This window comes from Dyadobacter ginsengisoli DSM 21015 (assembly GCF_059568735.1).
In genome coordinates this window covers 1,522,029-1,548,093 of record NZ_JCANTY010000001.1, presented here as the reverse complement: position 1 = coordinate 1,548,093, position 26,065 = coordinate 1,522,029, and the positions used below count along the sequence as shown (strand labels likewise).

The following is a 26,065-nucleotide window of genomic DNA, read 5'->3' as shown; positions in this document are numbered from 1 at the left end:
AAACCGTGCAGATGTTACATTAGACTGTATCCGGGCGTTACCCCATTTTAGTCAGGAATGCCTTGATATTATCCCGATAGCCACGAGTCCATTTGATTTTTTCTCCGGTCGATAAATGGATAATGTACTCGCCGTTGAAGTACGTTTCCAGTTCGGTAATGAAATTCATATTCACAATGTTGGAGCGCCCGACACGGATCATTACCGACGGGTCGAGCCGGTTTTCCAGACTGCCGAGGCTTTCGTAGATTGTATAAACCTTCTGCGGGGTGTACACCGAAATGTAGTTGCCATCCGCCGAAAAATGGGTGATATCCTCAGTCTTGACGAGATACATTTTGCCGGCTTCTTTCACGAGTACCCGAAGCAGGTAATTGTCTTCTTTTTCACGCTGGTCGCGCAACAAGCTGTTCACCAGTTCCTCGATCCTTGGCTGCGACTTTTGGCTCAACCTTTCTTTCAATCGTCCCAGCGACTGGTGAAAGCGGATTTCGTCGAATGGTTTGAGCAGATAGTCGATGGCATTGACCTCGAATGCACGCAATGCATACTGGTCGTAGGCGGTCGTAAACACCACAAACGGCTGGTGATGCGGCCAAACTTCGCGGAGTACTTCGAATCCATCCAGCTCCGGCATTTGAATGTCCAGGAAAATTACATCGGGTTTGTTTTGCAATATCTTAACCACCGCTTCGGAGCCATTGGCAGCTTCATCGGTGATTTCAATGGCATGGTCATGCTGTACAAACGTCCTGATTACATCCCTGGCCAGCACTTCATCATCGATGATCAGGCAGCGATACTTCATATTCTTTCGGGGTTTTTGTTTTGGGTTGACCTTCAAAAAACAGCCTGACCGACGTTCCGCCGGTGGCTGGTTGGTCGAATTCCAGCCTGGCATCTTCACCGTATGCCTGTTGCAACCGCATGAGGGTGTTTTTCAGCCCCAGGCCCATTCCTTTGGAAGGCTTGCGTGCAGAGGCGCCGGTGCCATTGTCGTATACGGTCACCTGCATCCCCGTGGAGCTCACCGCGCTGGTAATGCTGATCAGCGCATTGGTGGTGAGATCGGAAATGCCGTGGGTGATCGAATTTTCGACTAGCGGTTGCAGGATCAGCTGGGGTACCGGATACAGTTCAGAAGCCGGATCAATATGGTATTCTACTTTCAGACGGTCCTGGAAACGGATCTGCTGGATATCCAGGTATTGCCGCGTCAACCTGAGTTCTTCCTGCAGAGGAATGAAATCGGCCGATTGATTGACAAGCACCGCACGCAAAAGATCGCTCAATGTCGTGATCATCAGCGTCGCTTTGCGTATATCATTCTTCACCATCAGGCTCACGACGCTGTGTAGTGTATTGAAGAGAAAATGGGGGTTGAGCTGCATTTTGAGCGACTGCAATTGGGCATTGGCCAGTTGCCCGCGCAACTGTTCATTGTGCAGCTCGGTTTCGAAATTCTGCTGTTTGAGCTCCTGGTAGCGGTAAATGTAGGATACCTTGTTGAAACCTACCACCAGTAAGAGATATTGACCAAAGCTGGCCGTATAAGCGATGAAAAACGAAAACAGGTAATTTTCGAGTGGTATGGACCTGCCCACAGCCCGGAACATGAGTGGGTTGGTAATGTAGTAATGAACCAGGTTGACGAGAATATTCAAAAAGGTAACGATCGCCAGGTGATACAGGATCGGTTTCAGCAATGAGCTTCTCCGCAGCTTGAATACAATGGGTATTTTGATCGAAGCGTAGAGCACCAACGGACTGGTCGACCACCAGAATAGTCCATCGAGGAGCCAGATGAACATCTCGTGCGCCCGCATTACCATCCCTTCTTTCAATAGCCACAGCATCATAAGCTGACCAAATGTTATTATAGCGAAAATGCTCCAGTAACAGAAGGAATACCACCAGAACTGCCTGACCGTGAGCGGCAGCCTGGATTGTTCCAACATACGTTTTAAAAAAGTCATGACAGGATGGATGGGGTAGAAACCGGTAACAGGATTTCAGGACAAATTTAGTGCTTTCACCACCGGATTGTAACCGGCACTCCGCAAAGCGGGCGAATGGTTATTTGAAATACATTTTACCGGTTTATTGCGAATTCATCAGTATTAACCGGTGGCTGTGCTTATTTCCAGAAAAAATATAAAAATAATTGTTTGTAAATTTTGTTGTTTAATCGATTAAATCTACATTTGGTCACATTATTACCTTTTTAGAAGAATAATTATAAAATATTAAAGACGACATATTTTATATATTCTCTTGCCATTCATTTTAATTCCCGGCAAGCTATTCAAGTACCCGGTACCAGCACAACAACCTGACTAAAGAATTTTTCAACTGGCATTTTGACGTATGACTTGCTTAATCGTTTAAATGAATTTAGGTAGCTGATTTCGTAGCCTGGTCCGAGTGTGTTGCGCTTCAAAGCGCCCGGGATCCCTGGTTGATTGTGGTCCCCGGCTGCCTTGTTGATTACGTATATATATGATCGTTCGATGTGTTTTTCGAACGCGTGATATCATTTTGTCTTTTTTTGAATTCTGGCCCTCGTGTCCGTAGCGACTACGGTTTTCGTGTATGTTTTGCATAGCACTCACCCTGAATTTTGACCCAATTAGAAGAGATGAAGAAGTGTTTTACTATTGCCACCTTGTTTCTATACCTGTGTTGCGGTGCTGCTTTCGCCCAGAGCAGCCGGATTACAGGTACTGTAACCGGCCAGGACAAAGAACCGCTGCCCGGTGTGAACATCCTGATCAGCGGCTCTTCACAGGGGACCGTTACCGATTCGGAGGGCAAATACGCCCTCGATGCGCCTGCCAATGCGACCCTGGTTTTTTCATTTATTGGTTACGTCAGTCAAACGGTCAATGTCAGTGCACGATCGGTGCTCGATGTACAGCTGATGCAGGAATCGAAGAACCTGAACGAGGTCGTGGTAACGGCGCTGGGTATCAAACGGGAAGCCAAAACGTTAGGTTATGCCACGGCCACCGTCAATGCAGACCAGATTTCGACCAATCGTACCCCCAACGTAGTCAGCTCTTTACAGGGTAAAATGGCTGGTGTGAATATTTCTTCCCTGTCGACAGGGCCCGGCGGAACCGCGAAGATCCGCATCCGCGGACAATCGTCTTTCAGCGGACAGAATAACCCGCTGATTGTCGTCAATGGTGTCCCGATCGATAACTCCAACTTCGCTGGAGGGGGGGATTATAGTCCCCGGGCGGCGAACAATTCCGACGGCGGGGACGGTCTTTCTAGTATCAACCCGGATGATATCGAATCGATGACGGTGCTGAAAGGCGCGACCGCAGCGGCGCTTTACGGATCGCGTGCGAAGGACGGAGTGGTGATGATCACCACCAAGACCCGCGGCACGGGCAAAGGGATCGGATTGGATTACAATATCAATTTCACCACGGATACGCCGCTGGACTTTACTGATTTTCAGTACGAGTACGGCCAGGGCGAGGGCGGGAAGCGCCCGACCACCAAAGAGCCGACCTCAGGCGTGTGGAGCTTTGGTGAAAAATTCGAGCCCGGTATGACCCAGGTGTTGTTCGACGATGAAATATGGCCTTATGAGCCCGTACGCGGCCGTGTGAAACAGTTTTATAGGACGGGTACCAACATGACCAATACCATTACAGTCTCCAACAACGGCCCGAACGGCGGGTTCAGCCTTTCGCTTGCCAACACCGATAACCGCGGGATCGTGGAGAATAACAAATTTAACCGGAAAGTGGTGAACCTGGGTTTTACACAGAATATTTCCAAGCGGTTCACTGCATTCGGGAACATCAATTATTCCAAAGAGAAGAACACCAATCCACCGCAGATCGACGCCCAGGATTTTGCGACTTCGACGGTCATTTTCACGCTGGCGAACTCCATGCCCTTTGATGCCCTCAGGCAGAACCAGACCCATGCGAATGGGGATGAATTTGTGTTTTCAAGGTTCCTGGTGCGCAATAACCCTTACTACTCGTTAAGCCACCATTTTGAAAATATTAGCCGCGACCGGTTGTTTGGCAATGTTGCACTGAAGTATCAGTTTACCGACTGGCTCTATCTGCAGGGGCGGATTGCGCAGGACTTTTATGTACGCAATCAGGACTACAATATCCCCAACGGCTACGCACCGATTGCGAAAGCACCGGTGGGCTATGTAAACGGTTCGTTCACACAGGATGTGCGCAGAAACACCGAACGTAACCTTGACTTCATTCTGGGGGGAAACCATACCTTCGGCCATGTAGGTTTGGATGTGACACTAGGCGGTAACCAGCGCTATGCCCGGATGGACTACAACAGTGTAACGGTGCAGGATTTTATCCAGCCCGATCTGTACACCGTTATGAATGGCCGCGTCAAAAACCCGCTTTACAGCCTTTCAGAAAAGAAAATCAATTCACTATACGGGGCAGCGACGATTTCATGGAAAGAATTCATTTACCTGAACGTCACGGCGCGCAACGACTGGTTCTCGACGCTGGCACCTCAGAACCGCAGTATTTTATATCCGTCGGTAACGGGTAGCTTCATCTTCTCGCAGGCGTTCAAGAACCTGCCTGCCTGGATCACGTTTGGTAAATTGAGGGCTGCCTATGCACAGGTTGGCTCGGACAATGTGAACCCCTATTCGAATGCGCTGTATTACTCAGTAGACAACAACTCGTTTCCTAATCCCTCGGGCCAGCTGGTACCGGTGGGGGGCATCAATGCTTCCATCGTCCCGAACAAGAACCTGCGACCGCTTCGGATCAAGGAAGCCGAGGCAGGTTTGGAAATGCGGATGTTCAATAACCAGCTGGGTTTTGATTTGACATATTACCACAAAACAACTGATGATCAGATTCTTGCCGCCCAGATTTCAGACGCTTCTTCGTATGTGGCCCAGCTGATCAATGTTGGCCGGAGCCGGAACAAGGGCATCGAATTATTGCTGACCGGGTCGCCTGTCAAGGGAAAGGATTTTACCTGGGATGTGAGTTTCAATATTTCCTACAATACTTCCAAAGTGCTGAAACTCGGATTGGCGGACAAAGACACCGTGATCACGGTAGGCGGTGGGGGAGGCCGTACGCTCAATATGGTGGTTGGAAAGCCATTAGGCCAGCTTTACACGTTTATGTACCTGCGCGACGCCCAGGGACGTCAGGTGTTTGATAAAAACAGCGGTATGCCCATGCGGAACAACACATTGACAAACGTAGGCAATGCGCTTCCCAAGTATTTCGGAGGGATCACCAACACATTCACCTACAAGGGTATCGTGCTGTCGGCTTTGGTTGATTTCAAACTGGGACACAAAATGATTGCCGGGAGGAATATCAACTACCTGCGGCATGGCTTGTCGAAACGGACATTACCCGGCCGTGCGGAGGGATTTGTCATTGGAAACGGCGTAAATTCGGACGGTGAGGTAAACAAGACAAAGGCCGCGGTACAGCCATTTTATGAATCTGTTAACCCGTTGGGTGTCAATGAGGATTTTGTGTCCAATGCAGGATTCTGGAAGCTGCGGCAACTGACGCTGGGCTATGATCTGGGGAAATTGCTGCCTGAGAATTCATTTGTGAAAGGGCTGCGGTTAAGCGCGGTCGCCAACAATGTGCTGGTGATCAAGAAATGGACGGAAAACATGGATCCGGAGGAGGTACTCAACTCATCGGATAACGCGACCGGTCTGGATTTCTGGCCTGGTCTGCCGCCGACCCGCAGTATCGGTTTCAATCTGAATGTGAAATTCTAGTTTCAAAACGCCTTTCCCATGAAAGCTATATCCAAATACATCCTGTCGCTTGTGCTTTCTGTGACGTTTATCACAGGCTGCGACAATGGGTTCGACGAGATCAATACCAACAAGGTCGACCCGACTTCGCTGGCTCCCTCGCTGATCCTCAATAAGGCCATCATTGCCACTACTTACCTGGACGGCGTGTCAACGCTGGGCATGCTTTGCTACAATTTTGGTATCGTACAGCAGGTGATCACACCCTATGGAAGCTCGCTATCCGGTGGAAATTACAACCAGTTAAACAATGCGAATACGCCGGTAGTGTGGGTTAATTTTTACAGGAACGTGATCAAACAGCTCGTTGCGGTGACCGAGCAGACCAAGGACGATCCTTTACAGTCCAATATTTATAATGCGGCCCGGATTTGGAAGGCCTATGCATTCATGATCCTGACCGATACTTACGGTGATATTCCTTATTTCGAGGCGGGCAAAGGCTATATCAGCGAAGTAATCCGTCCCAAATACGATCCTCAGGAGGCTATTTACAGGGATATCCTCAAAGAGCTCGAAGAAGCGACGGCTGCGCTCGATGCCGCTCAATCGGCGGTAACGACTGATATTCTCTATGGCGGAGATGTCCCCCGCTGGAAAAAACTGGGTTATTCTTTCATGCTGCGTGCCGGAATGCGGCTTTCGAAGGTGGATCCAACTGGGGCCAAAGCCTACGTGTCCAAGGCGGTGGCGGGTGGTCTTTTTGAAAGCAATGCCGACAATTCAATCATAAGGCATACCGCCATTTATAACAATTACATTGCCAACCACCTCGCGGCCAGAGAGAAAACGAACTTCTACCTGGCGGCTCCGTTTGTCAATTACCTGAAAGAAAATAATGACCCGCGCCTGCCTGTGTTCGCCGTGCGTTACGTAGGCGCCAAGGGCGGGCCCGAGCAGGTCCCCACGCGTGCGAATTGCGATCCGAAGGTGCAGATCGGTATGCCCATGGGCTACAACGATGTGACGATCAACAGCGTGCTGGCCGAAAATGGCGTGGTGAGCCTATGGGATTTTACACAGATCAACCTTAAGACAGTTCTGAAACTGGACGCTCCTGAGTTTCACATTACCTATGCCCAGGTGCAGCTCCTGCTGGCGGAGGCGGCCGTGCGAGGCTGGGTATCGGGTGAGGCGGCCGATTACTATGCCAAAGGTATCCGGGCTAATCTGGAACAAATGGCCCTGTACGACCCCAGCGCGGCGATCAAGGAGGACGCTATCCTGGCTTACCTGAAAGCACATCCGCTGGACAATGCAAAGGCGCTCGATCAGATCAATACGCAATACTGGGTCGCGACCTTCCTGGATGGCAATGAGTCGTGGGCGAATTTCAGGCGAAGCGGCTTCCCTACATTGAAAAAGAACCCTTATCCAGGTTCGGAGATCAAGGAGGATTTTATACGCCGGATGCCTTACCCGGATTCGGAGATCGTCGTGAACCTGCAGAATGTGAATGACGCCAATGCGCGGCAAGGTCCGAACGACCTGAATACCCGGGTGTGGTGGGATAAAAAATAATGTCAGCGATATCAATTCTTAAACCTTTAACCTGATTGAAATGAGAGAGAACGGAATGAGTCGTCGTGATACGATGAAAGCGTTGGGACTGAGTGGGTCAGCCGGAATGCTGGGACTGTTTGGCGGTATCCCGAATGCCCGGGCCGACCGGGAAACCCCTCAGTATGCGAAGGCCATGAAACCCGTGACGATCAAGAGTGTTCGTGCGATTGCGACCGCTCCGCAGGGTTCCAACCTCATTGTGGTCAAAGTAGAAACGTCGGAACCCGAGCTGTACGGTCTTGGCTGCGCGACGTTCACTCAGCGGGCCGAAGTGGTGCTGGTGGCGATCAACACCTATCTCAACGAGTTTTGCGCTGGTAAGGATGTCGACAACATCGAAGACATGTGGCAAGGCGCATACGTGAGCTCCTATTGGCGCAACGGCCCCGTGCTGAACAATGCATTGAGCGGCCTCGATCAGGCGCTTTGGGATATCAAAGGAAAGCGGGCCGGAATGCCGCTGTACCAGTTGCTGGGCGGAAAGTGCCGGTTTGCGGTGCCCTGTTACACGCATGCGAACGGGCGCACACCCGAGGAGACCGTGGAGAGCGTGAAAAAGATCCAGGAACAGGGGTATCGCTACATCCGGATCCAGCAGGGCGGTTACGGGGCTGTGGGTAGCACCACCAAAAAACCGGATTTTAAAGAGGCGGGATTCGGGGGAGCAACCGACAATTACATGGATGAGAATGCCTATCTGAAAGCTATTCCTATTCTCTTTGAAACAGTACGCAAGCAATGCGGGGAAGAAGTGGAATTGCTGCACGACATTCACGAACGCGTGCAGCCCATGAATGCCATCAACATGATCAAAAAGCTGGAAGACTACCGGCCATTCTTTATCGAAGACCCTTTTTCACCCGAGAATATGAAGTGGTTCAAGCTGTTACGGCAAAGTACGACAGTGCCGCTGGCCATGGGCGAATTGTTCAACAACATCAACGAGTTTCTGGAACCGATGGCGAACCAGTGGTTCGATTTCATCCGGATCCACGTGTCACAGATCGGCGGCGTTACCCCGGCGATGAAGGTCGCGCGGCTGGGGGAATGGTTCAACGTCAAAACCGCATGGCATGGACCGGGTGACGTTTCGCCGGTCGGCCACTCGGCACATGCCCATATCGACCTGGCTGTCTGGAACTTCGGTATTCAGGAAGCGGTGCAGTTCAATGACAAAACGCTGGAAGTTTTCTCGGGCTGCCCGACGATGAAGAACGGCTACATGTCAGTGAACGAGGTGCCGGGGATCGGCGTGGATATCAACGAAAAGGCAGCGGCCAAATACCCGATCAGCACCAAATCCAACTGGCAAGTAAGAAAATTCGACGGCACGCTTATACGTCCATGAAAAAAACATCGCTTAAAGATATCGCACAACAAGCCGGCGTTTCTACCGCCCTGGTTTCCTATGTCCTCAACGGCAAAGAAAAGGAAACCAGGGTAGGGGAGGCCATTGCACATAAAATCAGGCAAATAGCAAAGGATTTGAATTACCAGCCCAACCACCTTGCCAAGAGCCTGAGGAGCGGCAAAACGCATACGATCGGGTTGATCATCGCGGATATTTCGAACCCGTTTTTTGCGAATATCGCCAGGGTTGTGGAAGATGAGGCGAAGAAGAACGGTTATACGGTAATCATCGGAAGCTGCGACGAACACGCCGACAAATCCTGGGACCTGCTCAATGTGCTGATCAACCGACAGGTAGACGGCTTTATCATCGTATCATGCGAAGGTTCCGAAAGCCAGGTACAGTATCTCAAAGAGCGGAACATCCCGTTTGTACTGCTGGACCGCCATTTTCCGGAAATACAAACTGATTTTGTTGCCACCAACAACTACAAGGCCTCCTACGATGCGGGGGTACACCTCGTGAAGAATGGCTATTCCCGTATCGGGATCATTGCCTATGACTCGAATATGTACCACATGGAAGAACGTGTCCGCGGCTATAAGCATGCATTGCGTGACAGTGGGGTGGACTTTCAGGAATCCTGGCTGAAAGCCGTGCATTTCGAACGGATGGATAGCGAAGTAAAGACGGCCATTGATGAAATTATGGCATCGGAGCAACGGGTAGAGGCTATTATTTTCGCGACTTATGGTCTGGCGATCAATGGATTGAAGTATATCAATGAGCTCCGTCTTAAAGTTCCCTCCGACCTGGCCATCGTCAGTTTCGGTCAGGCGGAAGTGTTCGATCTGTACTATTGCCCGATTACCTATGTGCGCCAGCCGCTGGAAATGCTTGGAAAAACAGCGGTAGAGTATTTATTAAAGAAACTCAAAAATCCGGACGAAGGCATGAAGCAAATCCTGATGGAGGCGAAGCTGATCGTAAGAGAGTCGTCGAAAGCCAGAATGACCCTTTCGAGCGGATGATTTTTTTAACGGAGTGCTTAAACGTTTAATGAACAGGTGGTTGCAAGATGCATCCAGCCAATCGGGAAGTGAAGTATTAGCGGAGCTTTCAGGAGCATCCTGATGACCACAATACACAATCAATAATCTGACCAACATGAAAATTTCCTGACCAAATCCGACAAAAGCTGACCAAACCTCATTACCAATGCAAAGGAGAAATTTTATCAAAACTGCCTTCCTGGGCACTGCGGCCGTCGCTACCGGTTTTCCAACAATGAAAGCGGAGGCTGCTTCGAAAATGAAGATCACTAAGATCCGGTACTACGCAGCCCCGGGCTATAATAAACCATTGTTCAACCAGGCGCGGGGGATCGTCGAGATCGAAACGGACGGTGGAATCATCGGGATCGGCGAAGGCGGTTCCAAAGATATGATCGAACAATGCGCACAGATGATGATCGGAGAAGACCCGTTTCGCATCGAGCACATCTGGCAGAATGTGTACAGGGGGATGTTCTACCCGCCCGGACGCGAAAAGCTGCATGCGCTGGGTGCGTTGGAAATGGCCTTGTGGGATATCAAAGGCAAGGCATTGAATGTGCCTGTCTACGAATTACTCGGAGGTGCAACCCGCGACTATATTGAATGCTATGCTACCGGTTTCAGGGCTTCCAAAGCCAAAACGGAGGAAGAACGGGCAAGGGATTGCATTGAAGCAGGCCTTCGCTCATACCGGATCGGTCCCACAGGCGGCAATGGCGATCAGCCGTTTGATTTCTACGAAAATGTGAAGAAGACGATCGAATTCTGCAAGCGTATCGACGAGGCCGTCGGTGGGGGCGGCAAATGGGCCATCGATCTGCACACACGTTTCGACATGACCGACGGTTTGAAGATATGCAATGCATTGGAATCGCTGGAACCCTATTTCGTAGAGGATATTATCCGCTCGGAAAACCCTTCGATATACAAAACGGTGCGGTCGATGACGAAGGTGCCGATCGCGGTAGGAGAGCAGTTCGGCGACCGCTGGGATTGCAACGAGTTTATCGAAAACCGCTGGATCGACTACACCCGGTTCACATTGCCGAATACCGGGGGCATCAGCGAATTCAAGAAACTCGCGTCGATGTGCGAAACGCATTACGTGGGGATGATCCCCCATTTCACCGGCCCGTTATCTACCGCCACGCTGGTGCATGTGCTGGGTTCGAGTAGTCCGTCACGGGCTTTGATGGAATTGGGCGGAGGGGAACCGGAACGGCCGCCTTACTTCAATGAGGATTTTATCAATTTTAAAAACGGCAAGCTCTATCTCAACGATGCGCCCGGTCTGGGTGTGAAGTTCGATCCCAAGAAAGCAACATTCGTCATGGAGGTCAAGGAAAAAACCAAGTTTCCGCACCCGATCCTGAAAAGCCCCGACGGTTCTATCCATAACTGGTAAAAGACATGAAATCAAACCCCAAATCTACGTTATCGCGCCGCTCGGCTATTCAGTCGGTGCTGGGGATCGCGGCTACCGGCTCGATCCTGCTTCCGAAGACCTCCTATGCAGCCAATCCGGTGCCTTTCCAGGCATACGGCAAGGTGAAGATTACAAAACTGGAAACTTTTTTGGTGAAGCCCCGGTGGATTTTTCTCAAAATCCATACGGACGCAGGTATAGTCGGGCTGGGCGAACCTTTGCTCGAAGGTCGTGCATTGACTATCAAAACAGCCATTCAGGAGATCGAGCCTTACCTCGTAGGCAAAGATCCCCGGGCGGTAGTCCACCATTGGCAGGCCATTTACCGGCACGCATTCTACCGCGGCGGGCCGGTCCTCACCAGCGCATTGAGCGGGATCGACCAGGCACTTTGGGACATCAAGGGCAAATTGCTCGGCGTGCCGGTGCATGAGCTTTTGGGCGGGCCCACGCGGGACCGGGTGCGCGTGTACGGCCGTGCGGCGAATGCCGAGGATATGAAGAAGCGTAAAGCGGAGGGTTTTACGGTAATAAAGACGGGCGTAGCTAAGAAAAATCCTGCCAACATCGTCGAGAACCCCGCATTCATCCGGTATGCGGCTGATAATTTTGCTTCGCTCCGGGAAGCCGGCGGGCCCGAAATGGATATCGCCATCGATTTCCACGGCGCAGTTCCGCAGCAGACTTCCAAAGTGCTGATCAAAGCGCTGGAACAGTATCAGCCCATGTTTGTGGAGGAACCTTGTCAGGCACAGAATGTCGATACCCTGGTGGACATTGCCCGGGGAACGCATATTCCGATTGCTACGGGTGAGCGGATCTTTACCAAATGGGGCTTTCGCGAAATCCTTGAAAAGGGTGCCGCAAGCATTATTCAACCCGATTTGTGTCATGCCGGAGGCTTCACCGAGGGCAGGATCATCGCCGGGATGGCCGAAGCCTACTACATACCCATTGCTCCGCATAACCCAATGGGGCCGATTTCACTGGCCACCGGTTTGCAACTCGCCGCAAGCGTTCCCAACTTCCTCGTGCAGGAGCAGGTTACGCTGGGTGAAGGTTATCTCAAAGAACCGTTCAAACTGCAAAAAGATGGCACCGTCATGGTGCCCACGAAGCCCGGGTTGGGAATCGAGCTCGATGAAGACCAACTGAAAGATAAGATCGGCCACGATTGGAAAAACCCGGAAAGTTATAACGCACTGGACGGCTCCGTCGTCGATTGGTAACAAACCTGACCACCAGTTGAAATACTGAAAGCATGACCAGGCTTCCGGGATCCAAAACCGGCAAGTGTGGGAGCGTTCGCCCTTGGCGGAGTTTAAATTGTATTTTTTTATTTTTTAATGTAAATATATATTGTTCAAGACCATGAGAAAATTGCTGGGTTTATGCTTGGTTTATCTCGTTCTGGCGCAGGGATACCTGTTTGCACAGAATGGCAGGGTGACCGGAAAAGTGACAGATCAGGACAATGCCGCGCTCCCGGGCGTGAGTATCCTGATCAGCGGGACTTCGCAGGGAACTGTGACGGATGGTGAGGGAAATTTTGTGCTCAATGTTCCTGGAAATGGAACTTTGGTTTTTTCCTTTATCGGTTACGAAAGTCAGACCATCGCGATCGGCAACCGGTCGGCGATCGAGGTAAAAATGGCGCAGGAATCCCGTAGTCTGGGTGAACTGGTCGTGGTAGGATATGGTACTCAGAGGAAAACCGACGTCACGGGAGCACTGTCGGTGGTTTCGACGCGTGAGTTCTCACAGCAGCCGGTTACACGTCTCGATCAGGTGTTGCAGGGGCGTGCCGCGGGGGTACAGGTAACGCAGTCCAACGGCGCGCCCGGCGGTGATTCGCGGGTGCGGGTACGCGGGGCCAACTCGGTACTCGGTAATAATGACCCGCTCTACGTGATCGACGGTTTTGTAGGTGCGAATTACAACCTGTTGAACCCCAATGATATCGAGTCGCTGCAAGTGCTGAAAGACGCTGCTTCAACATCCATTTACGGTAGCCGTGGTGCCAACGGGGTTATCATTATTACGACCAAGAAGGGTGCCAAAGGCATTAAGGTCAGTTACGAAGGCCAGGGCAGCGTTTCGAATGTGATCAAGAAATTTGACATACTGCCGGCCGGGGAATTTGCGGAGATCGTGAATGCGCGGGCGTTGGCTACCGGATCGAATGCCCCGTTCACAGCGGCGCAGATCGATGACTTCAAAAAGAATGGCGGTACCGATTGGCAGGATCTTGTGTACCGTAACGGCAGTGGTCAGCAGCATCAGGTAACGGTGTCCGGCGGTAATGAGAAGACGTCTTTCCTGATTTCGGGCAACTACGTGAATCAAAAAGGCATTGTGGAAAACAGCGGGTTTAAGCGTTATGTGCTGCGTACCAACCTGAATACGCAGCTCAGTAAAAAACTTTCTCTCCGGCTCAACCTCTCGGGAGCCAAGACGGCCAATCACAATACCGATGGCGGCGGCGCGCTGATCGAAGCCTTGCAATGGGCCCCCACGACGCCCGCTTACGGAGCAGACGGCCAACCCACATTTGCGGATCCCACCGGTTCGGTTTCCAGAAGCCCGCTCGACCATCTTTACGACAAATCGATCGATACGGAGCGTATGAACATCAATGCGATCGGAGGTTTGAACTATCAGCTGCCGATCACAGGCCTGTCGCTGGACCTGCAATATGCGATCAACTATCTGGATGCTCAGAATAAGAACTTCAACGGCAAGCGGTTATCCAATAATAATCCCAACGCGACCCGCTACTCGGCCGACCAGGTGACTTTGCAGAATACCAATGCATTGAACTACAACATCACTTTGGGCAATCATTCCATCAATGCGGTGGCGGTATTGGAAACGCAGCAGTTTACGGACAAGAACTTCACCGCAACGGCGAACGGCCTCCGCTTTCCGCAGTTGGGTTACGATAACATCGGTGGTAATTCCGCTGCCACGGTTAGTTCCGGATTTTCGAAATGGACATTGCTTTCGTTGCTGGGCCGGGTGAATTACGCATTCAAGGATAAATACCTCCTCACAGCGGCGATACGCCGAGATGGTTCTTCCAAATTCAGCGAGGATAACCGAAATAGTGTTTTCCCGTCCGTGGCCGTGGGATGGCGCCTTTCGGAGGAGGAATTTATCAAAAAACTCAATGTGTTCAGTAACCTGAAATTGCGCGGAAGCTGGGGTAAAACGGGCAGCCAGGCCATCAATCCTTATGCAACATTATCGCCTTACAACTCTACGCAGGTCGGGTTTAACAATACAGGCGCCACTGCCGGCGTGATCCAGGGCAACCAGGGTAATAAGAACCTGAAATGGGAAACCACTACCCAAACCGACGTAGGTATTGAAATGGAATTCCTGAATGGTCGTCTGCATTTCGAAGCGGATTACTTCAATAAAAGAACCACAGACCTGCTACTCAATGTACAGTTACCTAACTATGCGGGCGGCGGTACGCAGCCACGTAATGTGGGTGAGGTGAGAAACAGCGGATTTGAGTTTTCTATCGGCGGCACACCTATTGAAAAGGGTAAATTCCGCTGGGAAACCAACCTGAACCTGTCTACCCTAAAAAACGAAGTGGTGAGCCTGGGGGGCCTGCCGCGCATCGGCACAGGAACGGGAGCGGGCGGTGGTATGTCCATTACCAACGAGTTCATGCTCATGCCCGGACAACCCCTGGGATCATACTGGGGCCTGAAGTACCTCGGTACGTTCAAACCCGAAGAGGCCGATCTGGCTGCGAAGCAAGGCCGTGTGCCGGGAGATCCGCATTATCAGGATGTGAATGGCGACAATACAATTACGACCGACGATTTCCAGATCGTAGGCCATGCGTTCCCCAAATTGACGGGTGGCTGGAACAACACGTTCACCCATGGTGGATTCAGTCTGAACGTCTTTTTCCAGGGAGCATTTGGTTTGGATAAATTGAATTACACCCGTGCCGGCGCGATGTCCGGTTCCGGCGAAGCACGGCAATTCCTGCTGACCGAGATCCGCGACTACTATCGCCCGGATAACGAACATTCTGATATTCCTGCATTCACCAAGACCTACCAGCCATTTACACAGTCGAGCAGGTTTGTTGAAAACGGTAGTTTCGTAAGGTTGAAGAACATCAGCCTGGCTTACAATGTACCGTCCTCGGTTTTCAAAGACAAACTGAATATCCGGGTCTTCGCCAGCGCTACCAACGTCCTGACCTTCACTAAATACACCGGACCCGATCCCGAATCGAGTAATGTGGGCTCTAATACTGACACGGCCATGGGTATCGACCGCGGTTCGTATCCGAATGCAAAGGTGTATACGCTGGGATTGACCGTTGGGTTTTGAGGGGGCAGTCGGCCATCGCGTTGTGACCTGACATACTCCATTGCTGGACAGCCGAAAGCTGAAGTTATAACAGCAAACATCTAATCGATTTAAAAACTAAGTGCCGAAAGCCGATGGCCGGAAGCCAAAGTAAATACTAAAAGAACATGAAAAAACTACAAACGTTACTTCTATGCGGCCTCCTTCTGACGGGAGCGGGTTGCAGCGATTACCTGGATGAGGATAAGACCGGGCTGTTGTACGGCCCGAATGTGCTGTCAACCCAGGACGGGCTTGAATCGGCTTTGACCGGCGCTTATAAAGGTCTGGCGAACCAATGGACGTACGGTTTCCTGCACCCGTCGGCTAATGCCGCAGTGCTCGGTGCCGATGATGTGACTACTCACCCGGCCAGTAACAAGGCCGACTGGCGGGAGTTTGATCAGTTTAATGTTTCGACTACTAATCAGCGGTCCAATGCAGTGTACAACGGTTGCTATAAGGCGATTCAGGGAGCTAACAATGTGATCAATAACTATGAGAAAACAGTAGGAACGAAAGCGACGATCGACATCATTGTTGGCGAAGCGCATTTTATTCGCGCATTTTCGTACTACTGGCTCACGCGTTTCTGGGGTAATATTCCGCTCATTCTCGCCGGAGAATATTCCGATGATTTGCTGACAGTAAAAAAATCGACCCCGCAGCAAGTGTATGACCTGATCGTCGCAGACCTCAAAATCGCGGAAACCAATTTGCCGAATGCAAAACGTGACCCGGGGCGGCCTAATAAGGGCTCTGCCAAAGCGTTTCTGGCAGATGTATACCTGACCATGGCGGGCTGGCCTTTGAAACAAACCGACAAATACGACCTGGCCGCGGCCAAAGCCAAAGAAGTGATCGACAATGCCGGCACTTACGGTTTTGAACTGCTTCCGACATTTGCGGCTGTGTTCGACAACGACCCGGCCTCATCGGGTACCAAAGAGGCCGTTTTCCAGATCAGCGGATACCTCGGCGGAAGCGGTACTGCGAATGCGACTTATGGCAACACCACGATGCCGGGAGAAGAAGGCGGATGGGACGATATGTTTGCAGAGCTGAATTTCTTCAAAGATTTCCCCGCAGGACCCCGGAAAGATGCTACGTTCCGGACCGAATTCGGGCTGGGCGCTACCAAAATCCCCTGGCAGAATAGTCTGACCAAACATCCTTACTATCAGAAATGGTATATCAAAGGCAACATCGTGACATCGAGCATTTCGTTGCCATCGGTGATGATGCGTTACCCGCACGTACTGACGATTTTTGCCGAGGCGAAAGCGCGAGGCACCGGCGGACCTGATCAGGCGGCTTACGACGCATTGAATAAAGTGCGTTTGCGTGGCCGGGCTGCTGGTACAAAGGCACTTGCCATGACGGACGGCCTTACCGCTGCCCAGTTTGCCGATGAGGTTGTGCAGGAGCGCGCGTGGGAATTTGCCTGTGAAAGAACACGCTGGTTTGACCTGGTGCGTCTCGAAAAAGTGGAGGAAGCCAATGCGAAGAAGAGTACGGACGATCTGCAGCCGATCAAACCGATCGCAAAAGCAAATTACTGGTTCCCGCTGCCTTACACCGATACGTCAATCAACCCGAATTTGAATGAATAGAGCCGCGGTGTAACACGAATGCAAATGCCCTTCGCCCGCAGCGGCGTCCGCTGCGGGCGAAGGTGAAACAAGAATGTCGGTCTGAACGAAGTTGAAGACAGCGCAGTCCCATGCAACGATGTACACCCGTTTCCGAAATACAAATATTTGAATAACATTCCAATGCCGACGATCCAGATGCTATGAGCCGCCTTTCTATTAAATTTATATTCCTGCTCACCTCAGCCGCAACTTTTTGCAGCTTCATACAAACCGGCCGGGAAGATCCAAAGGACGCCGACTGGCCGGTGTATGGTGGCAACAATGCGGGCAACCGCTATTCTTCCCTTAGCCAGATCAACCGGGATAATGTCAGAAAGCTGGAACTGGCCTGGTCGTATGATACCGGTGAAAACAACAAGCCGGGCGAGCGGGGAATGGACATCCAATGCCAGCCCATCGTGATCGACGGTATTATGTACGGTACCACACCACGGTTGAAGGTCTTTGCGGTCGACGCGGCGAGCGGAAAGGAGCTTTGGAAGTTTGACCCTTTTGAGGGTAAAAGGCCCAGATTCCATCCCGTGCGCGGGGTTGTATACTGGTCGGAAGGGAATGACAAGCGCATTTTGTTTACCGCCGGTGCTTCCTTGTTTGCATTGCATGCAGAAACAGGGCAGTTGGTTAAGGATTTTGGCAAGAACGGGGAAGTGGATTTTCATGATGGACTTGGAGACAAGGAAACCTATGGCTATGACCCTTACCAGTTCAACATCCGGAATACCACACCCGGCGTTATTTACAAAAACCTTCTGATTACAGGCTCGTCCGTTTCCGAGGGTGGGGACGCATTACCCGGGCATATCCGGGCATTTGACGTACGCACGGGCAAAGTGGCCTGGGTTTTCAGAACGATCCCTTTACCGGGGGAGTATGGCTATGACACCTGGTCGAAGGACTCGTACCGCAAGCTCGGTGGTGCCAACTGCTGGGCGGGAATGGTGATCGATGAAAAACGGGGAACGGTTTTTCTGGGTACAGGTTCTCCTTCTGTCGACTTTTACGGCGCGGCCCGGAAGGGTACCAACCTGTTTGCCAGTTGCGTGATCGCCCTCGATGCTGGCACTGGTAAACGGCGCTGGCACTTTCAGACCGTCCACCACGACCTTTGGGACCGCGACATTCCTTGTCCGCCCAACTTGATTACCGTGAAGAAGAACGGAAAAATGGTGGATGCAGTGGCTCAGGCCACGAAGGACGGCTACATTTTTCTTTTGGACCGGGAAACAGGAAAGCCTTTGTTTCCTGTAAAAGAAATGCCTGTACCAACTGCAATGCCATTGCCCGGCGATGAACCCTGGCCAACGCAGCCTGTGCCGGAGAAACCCGCTCCATTTGCGAACCAGACTTTAACTGCCGCCGACATAACCACCCGCACACCCGAGGCGTATGCCTACGTACTCGACCGGTTCAAAAGCAGTAACAAAGGACCAAAAAATCAGCCGCCGGACACACTTGGTGGCTTGCTCTATGGTATCGGCGGAGGCGCCGAATGGGGCGGCACGGCAGCGGACCCGAAAGGTATCGTGTACGTCAATGGAAACAACATGCTCTGGTGGCTCAAAATGCAGGATGCGAAAGCGGCCCGGGCCGGAGTGGCCGCTTCGAGGGGATCGGTGCTTTTCAATACCAATTGCGCGGCTTGCCATGCAACTGACGTAAAGGGCGCCACGGCGTCGGCTGCGAGCCAGGCGTATCCTGTTTTGAAGGATATCGGCCGGCGCATGAACCGGGAGCAGATCGGAACATTGCTGGAAACCGGACGGGGAAGAATGCCTTCTTTTCAGCATATTTCCAAAGAAGACCGCAATGCAATCATTAATTTCCTTTTGAAAGAGGAGTTGAAACCCTCGGGTAATGATATTCACGCGCAAACGGCCCAGGCAACTACGCAAAACAATGGCGATTTCCCGTACATGCCGCCTTATGTCAATAACGGCAATGTGCAGTTCAGGGATCAGGACAATTTTCCAGCCATCAAACCGCCCTGGGGCACACTGAACGCCATCGACATGAACACCGGGGAATACCTCTGGAAAGTTACATTAGGCGAATACCCGGAGCTGACCCGGCAAGGCGTTCCACCGACCGGTACAGAAAATCACGGCGGACCGATTGTAACCGCCGGCGGCCTGCTGTTTATCGCAGCGACTTACGACGAAAAACTGAGAGCATTCGATACACGTACCGGAAAGGTGGTATGGGAATACAAACTGCCAGCCGGCGGTTTCGCCACCCCGATTACCTATATGGTCAAAGGAAAGCAATATATTGCGATCGCTGCCGGCGGTACCCGCTACGGCCTGAAACCGGGCGGCACCTATGTAGCGTTCGCTTTGCCATAGCGACAGTGCCTTGGGCGCGCCGTTTCTAACCAGGGACTTCGGTACCCTGGTCCCTAACTGAGTAAAAAGTTATAACCAATGAAAAAGTACCTGCTAAGTTGTGACTGGGGCACGTCCTCTTTTAGATTAAGACTGGTGCATGTAAAGGACCACGAAATAGCGGGTGAAGTCACTTCCCCCAACGGGATCGGAACAGCGCACAATGCCTGGAAGGAAGCCGGGACGAGTATGGGCGTATCGCGGGACAGTTTTTTCCGGGATATTCTGGCCAAACAGATTGCGGCGCTTAACCGACAGACAGGGATCGATACCGCCGGCGTTCCCATCGTGCTTTCGGGTATGGCTTCATCGTCCATCGGCATGAAGGAGCTGCCTTACGCGAGGTTGCCTTTCGCGCTCGACGGTAGCCACGTCCAGGTCGCGCATTTTGGAGAAGAGCATGATTTTGCACACGAAATCATGCTGGTCTCGGGGGTAAAGAGTGATCACGATGTTATGCGGGGTGAAGAAACTCAGCTGATCGGACTCGCTGCTGCCATGGACCTTTCGGGACGCGACGCGGTTTTCATCTTCCCGGGTACGCATTCGAAACATATGTTTGTCCGTGACGGAAGGCTGGTGGATTTCAAAACCTTCATGACCGGCGAAGTGTTCAATCTCATGGCATTCCACAGCATTCTCAAAGATTCCATTGAACACATCCAGCAGACCGACTTTACAACGGAAGCACGGGATGCGTTCCGTGCGGGGATACGCGAGTCGGGTTCGGGAAATATTTTAAATGCACTATTTACAGTAAGAACCAACCAGCTTTTTGATTTATTAGACAAGAGAAAGAACGGCATGTTCCTGAGCGGGCTGCTGATCGGCTACGAAATCCGCGACCTGACGAAGGAAACCAATGCGCACCTCGTCCTTTGCGGGGGGCATAACCTCTATCATTTGTACAAAGCAGCCATTGAAACACTGAATCTTGCAGGACGGGCCACGATCATCCCGTCCGAGATTGTCGATCAGGCTGCGACGATCGGGCATATCCGCATATTTGAGAACCAGAATTTAACATTGAATAAAACAAATTTATGAGTGAGCGTACATTTTCATGGGAGTTGTTTAACAAAGCGCCGCTGGTCGGCATCATCCGTAATATTTCACCGGAGGACGTGAAGCGTATCCTGCCCATTTACCGTGAAGCCGGACTGACAACCGTCGAAATCACCATGAACACCCCGGGAGCCACCGACATTATCCGTTACGCGCTGGAAAACGAGCATTATGGGCTGAATATCGGGGCCGGGACTGTTTGCACCAAGGATGACCTGGAGGCAGCGCTCGAAGCCGGTGCTCAATTCATCGTTACACCGGTGATCAGCAAAAAAGTTATCAAATCCTGCGTCAAAAAAGGCATTCCCGTTTTTCCCGGGGCATTCACACCGACAGAGATTTACAATGCCTGGACAATGGGCGCGTCCATGGTAAAGATCTATCCGGCTACTTCACTGGGCCCCGAGTACATCAAAGACCTCAAAGCGCCGATGAATCAGCTCAAACTGCTGCCGACCGGCGGCGTGGGCCTGGAAAACATGTCGGCATTCCTGAAAGCCGGTGCCAACGGTCTGGGAGTAGGCGGGCAACTGTTTGACAAAAAGCTGATCCAGGAAAAAGACTGGGACGGACTGAAAGCACATTTCCTCCAATTCGCACAAAAACTTGCTTAGCAAATGGGTAAAGTAAAGAATTACCGCTGGATCATCGTGGTCCTGCTATTCCTCGCCACGACTATCAATTACCTCGACAGGCAGATTATCGGCTTGCTGAAACCCATTCTGGAAAAGGAGTTTGTGTGGACAGAAACCGACTTTGCGCGTATTGTAATGGCATTTACGGCAGCCTACGCCGTGGGCTTACTGGTATTTGGCTGGCTCATCGACAAGATCGGGACGAAGGCGGGTTATTCTTTTACCATCATCTTCTGGAGCGTTGCAGGGATGTTGCACGCGGTGGCGCGAAGTGCGTTCGGGTTCGGGTTGGCGCGTGTGGGACTGGGGCTGGGAGAGGCCGGTAATTATCCGGCGGCCGTTAAAACGGTGGCGGAGTGGTTTCCCAAAAAGGAACGGGCATTGGCTACCGGATTATTTAATGCGGGTACCAGTGTCGGCGTTGTGGTAGCATTAATGCTGGTGCCCTGGATTCTGAACCACTATGGCTGGCAGGAGGTTTTCTGGATTACCGGGGCACTAGGTTTTGTGTGGCTGGTATTCTGGCTGTTGTTTTATGATATTCCGGCGAAGCAGAAGCGCATTACCGCCGAAGAACTGGAATACATCGTCAGCGGGCAGGACCAGGACGAGAACGCCGCCGAGAAGCAGCCGGTGAAATGGCTGAAACTCTTTACGTTTCCACAAACTTGGGCGTACATCACAGGGAAAGGGCTCATCGACCCTATTTACTGGTTTTTTCTCTTCTGGCTGCCGTCCTATTTCGCTTCCACATTCAATCTCGACCTCAAAAAGCCCAGTCTGGAACTGATGCTGATTTATACCGCTACCACGGTGGGCAGCATTGGCGGAGGGTATCTTTCATCGTGGCTCATCAAAAGGGGCTGGCCGACCCTTAAAGCGCGCAAAACGGTACTGCTTGCGCTGGCGTTCTGCGAATTGTCGGTGATCCTGATCCAATTTTCTTCCGGCGTATGGATGGCCGTTGGGCTGATCAGCCTGGCCGTGGCATTGCACCAGGCCTGGGCGACCAATGTGTTTACGTTGCCCTCAGACCTTTTCCCGAAACAGGCTGTCAGTTCCGTTGTGGGTATCGGCGGCATGGCGGGTGCCGTCGGGGGAATCCTTTTTCCGATCCTGATCGGCGATCTGCTGGACACTTATAAAGCAGCGGGAAATATTCAGGCGGGGTACAATATCATTTTCACCATCTGCGGATTTACCTACCTCGTGGCCTGGCTGATCATCCATTGGCTTACGAGAACGCCCAAGGTCGTGGAGCTCGACGATCTGCGTTAGTTCCTGGTCTGCTTATTCACAAATCCGCCGTCGTTGGTCTCAAAGCTATGTTTCCTCTTTTTCTTAAATATGGCTTTGAGACTATCCAGAAACGATTCTTTCTTTAATTCTGTGGGCTCGTAGGGTGTAATGGTCTTATTTCCAACCTGCTTGTGGAACGGCTTCGGACGTTTTGCTTTTTCAAAGACCACTACACTGTCGTAAAATGCAATGCCGCTGATATGCCGGGATATGTCATCGAAAGTGATGGCGGTTTTGTCATGGATATGGTGTTCGTATAAGTGGTCGATCAGGCCTTTGGCGTATTCGACGAAGGTGCCGGATTGTCTCAGGCCGCCGTGAAATTCGGTCCAGTAGGAAGTATGCGTATCTTCCACCACATACAGTCCACCTTCTTTGACTTTCAGGTAAAGCGTTTCAAATGAGACCAGTTGCTGGATCATTGTATGTCCGCCGTCGTCGAGAATGATATCGAGCTCGGGGAGCTGCACCATCACGTTTTCAAGGAATGCCTTGTCACTTTGTGAGCCAATGAAGATGGTCGTATTCTCTTCTTCCAGTTTTTTACAATCCGGATTGATGTCAATGGCATAGATATGCGCATCGGCGCCAAAGAACTTCTTCCACAATTGCAGCGAACCTCCGTGCGAAATACCTATTTCAAGCATGTTGACCTTCTTGCCACGGTATTGCGAGAAGTGCTTTTCGTAAATATCAAAATAATGGTCCCACTTATGAATGAGATTACCTTCATGGCTGTAAAATAAATCTCTGATTGTCATGGCTTTAAAGTTTTTATCTGCCGGAGGCAGTTGTTTAGGATGTGCAAGATAGGTTAAAGGAAAGAAATATAAACAGGTTACATCGGAGGTCCGGCCGATTGTATTGGGTTGTAGGCCTGCATTTCAAAGTCTATATTTGGTTTGATTAATGTAAAAAAAAGACGTTATGGCCATTTACATGCAAAGAACCGACTCGGATGACCCGGATTTTCAGGCCATGGTCCGGCGGCTGGATGCCGAGCTTGCAGAGCGGGATGGTGCAGAGCATTCATTTTACTCCCAATTCAATAAGATCGATAAGATCCGTCACGCAGTGGTGTGTTATGAGGACGGGACTGCCGTGGGCTGTGGTGCCATCAAGGCATTTAGCGAAGAGGCCATGGAGGTGAAACGTATGTACGTTTCCACCAATGGCCGCAAAAAGGGAATCGCGACGCGTGTCCTGACGGAACTTGAAGATTGGGCAAGGGAGATGGGGTATCTGCATTGTGTGCTCGAAACAGGTAAAAGGCAGCCCGAAGCCATCGCATTGTACGAAAAGAACGGTTACATCCGCACGCCTAACTACGGACAGTATGTGGGCATCGAAAATAGCGTCTGTTTCAGAAAGATATTGTAGTGATCAGTGCCCAATATTGCGGTTTGGAACCGCTGTTATCAGGCGCGTAATCGATGTACACAGGTGAATACACGTTACGTACACACAAGTACGAGGATCGGCGTTTTCAGTTTAATAATCAAATGTCAGTGTAAAAGCAGAGTTGGCAATACCTTCATTGTTGATCATTACCGTTTTGGGGTAGCCATTGGGCAGATATTCGTAGCGGTAATGAATGTCGTATTGGTTTCCATCCTTAAATTTTAACGTCATTTTGGTGATATTGTGCGGGCTTAGCGACTGCAGCCCGATTGTCCCTTCCTGATTCATGCCCAGGAAAAAAAATGGATTGGGATGGTTGTCGTACTGTACCTCATATACAACATGGGGTACCGGATTGCCAGCCAGAAACATCCGGGATCCGGTAATATCATGCGCCGCATTACGGGTATGCAAAGTGCGGGATTGCGAGGCCGCGCCGGCCGGGCCATAGGTTTCTTCGCGAACCACATAACCGGCTTTGTCGAAAAAATAGTCGGTAAATCGCTCATTCTGACCCGGTGTCATTTGCAAGTGAACCGTTCTGACCGAATCCGAAACGGGTGTTAAGAATGTGCTGATGAATTTTGGGTAAAAGTACTCTGGAACAGGCGGATCGCTTTTAAATGTAGCCAATCTCTGAACTTCATAGCTGGTGACCAGTTTACCACTTCGCTCTAAACTGCCGGTTGCGTAAAGGAGAGGCGTAGCAAGAGGCGTGTAGCTTTTATGTTCTGCGAGCTGTCCGTCTTTATAAAAATACGTCACAAGCAACTGGTCATCATAGAGCACTTTGCTGAGCTGGGTGTCGGTAGCGGGAAGCCCGAAAGGTGCCTGCTGCTTGAAAATGCTGGATTGGAATGGATCCGGGTTTTCCTCTTTTTTACAGGAATACATGGCAAAAATGCCCAGTGCGAATAGCAATTTTTTCAAGGCCTCGATGGGAGAGAAGTGGTAAGGCAATGTTAGTAAATTAACATTATAGATGCAATAGGTTACATATTGTGATTTGCGGAATCATAAGGGGTTGAGCACAGCAAACTGGCCGTTTCGGGTGTCCAGCAATAAACGGTGATGCAGAAAAAGTTTGTTGCCCGTCATGCCGCCGATTCCCAGTCTCCGCATTTGATCGATCTGGGTGGCGCTGGCTCCCTCCATGTAAGTGACACGATGAATGGGAATCCGCCGGGAATTGATTTCCAGACTGTCGTTGGTAGGGCTTGTGTAGGCAGCGAGCGTCTTGTCCCAGGAAGCAACCTGATATTGCACCGGCATTGTACCTGGTGTAGCCATCCGGTCGAAGCTTTGCTTATCGGTCAGCAGTTCGAATGCGCTGGAACCTGTATCAAAGAAAAGAAGCGTTTTTGCTCCGTGAATGATGGCCGGCAAAAGCACCGACCTCCCCGAGAAAGAAAACTCAGACATGGCTTGTTCGGATTTTAACGAAGAAGGCAGTTCAGGCGCATTGGTGACAGACTGCCGCGGGTAATCTATTAAAATCATCCTGTTCTCGATAAAATCTGCGCCGATGGTACCTATGATCAGCACTTCGGACTCGGGTGCGGAATCTGCTTCGTCGAACTGCTTCACGGCAATCGACTTTGCCGTTACCGGCATTTGACCTACATGAAAGGTATAGTCTTTCAGTGTTTGCAAGGAATCGGTGACTGTCATAGCCAGGTGGTACTTGTTAGCAATATTCAGCAGTTTATCCCGGTAAAACATCGAATAGGGCGAGCCTGAATCAAACTGCATGTAGAACTGCCGGGGACAACCGGGAAGCCGGATGGGCAGCAGTAGCGCCGCGTGGGGCTCCCAATTCGGGCCGATGGAATCGCCCTGCCATTTAAATGCAATGCTGTGGGATGTCGCGGGTAGTACCAACTGGTTGGCCGGGAGTGTACGGGCCTGCTGTCCTTGGGCAGTATTAATCCATATTCCAGATCCAAATGCGATTATCAAAAACAGACACCGAGGTAGATTCATTTCTTTTGCGCTTGAAGGTTTGACTAGATGAGTCAAATGTAGTCAAGGCGTGTAGAGGA

General features: G+C 51.1%; 18 protein-coding genes. 13 read left to right on the top strand and 5 right to left on the bottom strand.

Annotation, left to right across the window (positions count from 1 at the left end):
* Nucleotides 1–37 precede the first annotated feature (37 nt).
* Nucleotides 38–808, bottom strand: a complete 771-nt coding sequence (locus tag BP71_RS05900) for a LytR/AlgR family response regulator transcription factor (RefSeq protein WP_496377579.1) — start codon at nucleotides 806–808, stop codon at nucleotides 38–40.
* Nucleotides 780–1,976, bottom strand: coding sequence for a sensor histidine kinase (locus BP71_RS05895; RefSeq protein ID WP_496377577.1), 1,197 nt, complete (start codon nucleotides 1,974–1,976; stop codon nucleotides 780–782). The genes BP71_RS05900 and BP71_RS05895 overlap by 29 nt, the downstream gene beginning before the upstream one ends.
* A gap of 662 nt (nucleotides 1,977–2,638) precedes the next feature.
* On the opposite strand from BP71_RS05895, the gene BP71_RS05890 reads away from it, so the two are divergent.
* The 12 genes from BP71_RS05890 to BP71_RS05835 all read left to right on the top strand — a co-directional run bounded on the left by BP71_RS05890 (nucleotide 2,639) and on the right by BP71_RS05835 (nucleotide 22,601).
* A complete protein-coding gene (locus BP71_RS05890; RefSeq protein ID WP_496377575.1) occupies nucleotides 2,639–5,773 on the top strand; it encodes a SusC/RagA family TonB-linked outer membrane protein in 3,135 nt (1,044 codons plus the stop codon).
* A gap of 18 nt (nucleotides 5,774–5,791) precedes the next feature.
* The gene (locus BP71_RS05885) at nucleotides 5,792–7,333 is read left to right on the top strand and encodes a SusD/RagB family nutrient-binding outer membrane lipoprotein (protein WP_496377573.1); all 1,542 of its coding nucleotides are present in this window, start codon (nucleotides 5,792–5,794) and stop codon (nucleotides 7,331–7,333) included.
* A gap of 40 nt (nucleotides 7,334–7,373) precedes the next feature.
* A complete protein-coding gene (locus BP71_RS05880; RefSeq protein WP_496377571.1) occupies nucleotides 7,374–8,723 on the top strand; it encodes an enolase C-terminal domain-like protein in 1,350 nt (449 codons plus the stop codon).
* Nucleotides 8,720–9,757: a LacI family DNA-binding transcriptional regulator gene (locus tag BP71_RS05875; RefSeq protein WP_496377569.1), complete on the top strand. Its 1,038-nt coding sequence runs from the start codon at nucleotides 8,720–8,722 to the stop codon at nucleotides 9,755–9,757. Before BP71_RS05880 ends, BP71_RS05875 begins: the two co-directional genes overlap by 4 nt.
* 187 nt (nucleotides 9,758–9,944) lie before the next feature.
* Nucleotides 9,945–11,186, top strand: a complete 1,242-nt coding sequence (locus tag BP71_RS05870; RefSeq protein WP_496377567.1) for a mandelate racemase/muconate lactonizing enzyme family protein — start codon at nucleotides 9,945–9,947, stop codon at nucleotides 11,184–11,186.
* A 5-nt stretch (nucleotides 11,187–11,191) separates the two neighbouring features.
* Nucleotides 11,192–12,436, top strand: coding sequence for a galactonate dehydratase (gene dgoD / locus BP71_RS05865; protein WP_496377565.1), 1,245 nt, complete (start codon nucleotides 11,192–11,194; stop codon nucleotides 12,434–12,436).
* Between the two features lie 142 nt (nucleotides 12,437–12,578).
* Complete coding sequence (locus BP71_RS05860; protein WP_496377563.1) at nucleotides 12,579–15,569, top strand: SusC/RagA family TonB-linked outer membrane protein; 2,991 nt, start codon at nucleotides 12,579–12,581, stop codon at nucleotides 15,567–15,569.
* Nucleotides 15,570–15,715: 146 nt separating this feature from the next.
* On the top strand, nucleotides 15,716–17,200 hold the full coding sequence (locus BP71_RS05855; RefSeq protein ID WP_496377561.1) for a RagB/SusD family nutrient uptake outer membrane protein: 1,485 nt from the start codon (nucleotides 15,716–15,718) through the stop codon (nucleotides 17,198–17,200).
* Nucleotides 17,201–17,382: 182 nt separating this feature from the next.
* Entirely contained in the window at nucleotides 17,383–19,584 is a 2,202-nt protein-coding gene (locus BP71_RS05850) for an outer membrane protein assembly factor BamB family protein (RefSeq protein ID WP_496377559.1), read from the top strand.
* A 78-nt stretch (nucleotides 19,585–19,662) separates the two neighbouring features.
* On the top strand, nucleotides 19,663–20,670 hold the full coding sequence (locus BP71_RS05845) for a 2-dehydro-3-deoxygalactonokinase (protein WP_496377557.1): 1,008 nt from the start codon (nucleotides 19,663–19,665) through the stop codon (nucleotides 20,668–20,670).
* A complete protein-coding gene (locus BP71_RS05840) occupies nucleotides 20,667–21,302 on the top strand; it encodes a bifunctional 4-hydroxy-2-oxoglutarate aldolase/2-dehydro-3-deoxy-phosphogluconate aldolase (protein ID WP_496377555.1) in 636 nt (211 codons plus the stop codon). Before BP71_RS05845 ends, BP71_RS05840 begins: the two co-directional genes overlap by 4 nt.
* 3 nt (nucleotides 21,303–21,305) lie before the next feature.
* Nucleotides 21,306–22,601: an MFS transporter gene (locus BP71_RS05835; RefSeq protein ID WP_496377552.1), complete on the top strand. Its 1,296-nt coding sequence runs from the start codon at nucleotides 21,306–21,308 to the stop codon at nucleotides 22,599–22,601.
* On the opposite strand, the gene BP71_RS05830 is transcribed toward BP71_RS05835, so the two are convergent.
* Entirely contained in the window at nucleotides 22,598–23,383 is a 786-nt protein-coding gene (locus BP71_RS05830) for a class I SAM-dependent methyltransferase (RefSeq protein ID WP_496377550.1), read from the bottom strand. The two genes, BP71_RS05835 and BP71_RS05830, sit on opposite strands and share 4 nt — an antisense overlap.
* Nucleotides 23,384–23,549: 166 nt before the next feature.
* On the opposite strand from BP71_RS05830, the gene BP71_RS05825 reads away from it, so the two are divergent.
* Nucleotides 23,550–24,002, top strand: coding sequence for a GNAT family N-acetyltransferase (locus BP71_RS05825; RefSeq protein ID WP_496377548.1), 453 nt, complete (start codon nucleotides 23,550–23,552; stop codon nucleotides 24,000–24,002).
* 111 nt (nucleotides 24,003–24,113) lie between these two features.
* Here BP71_RS05825 and BP71_RS05820 read toward each other — a convergent pair whose 3' ends face one another.
* The gene (locus BP71_RS05820; RefSeq protein WP_496377546.1) at nucleotides 24,114–24,953 is read right to left on the bottom strand and encodes a hypothetical protein; all 840 of its coding nucleotides are present in this window, start codon (nucleotides 24,951–24,953) and stop codon (nucleotides 24,114–24,116) included.
* A gap of 84 nt (nucleotides 24,954–25,037) precedes the next feature.
* Nucleotides 25,038–26,006, bottom strand: a complete 969-nt coding sequence (locus tag BP71_RS05815) for a hypothetical protein (RefSeq protein WP_496377544.1) — start codon at nucleotides 26,004–26,006, stop codon at nucleotides 25,038–25,040.
* Nucleotides 26,007–26,065: the final 59 nt, after the last annotated feature.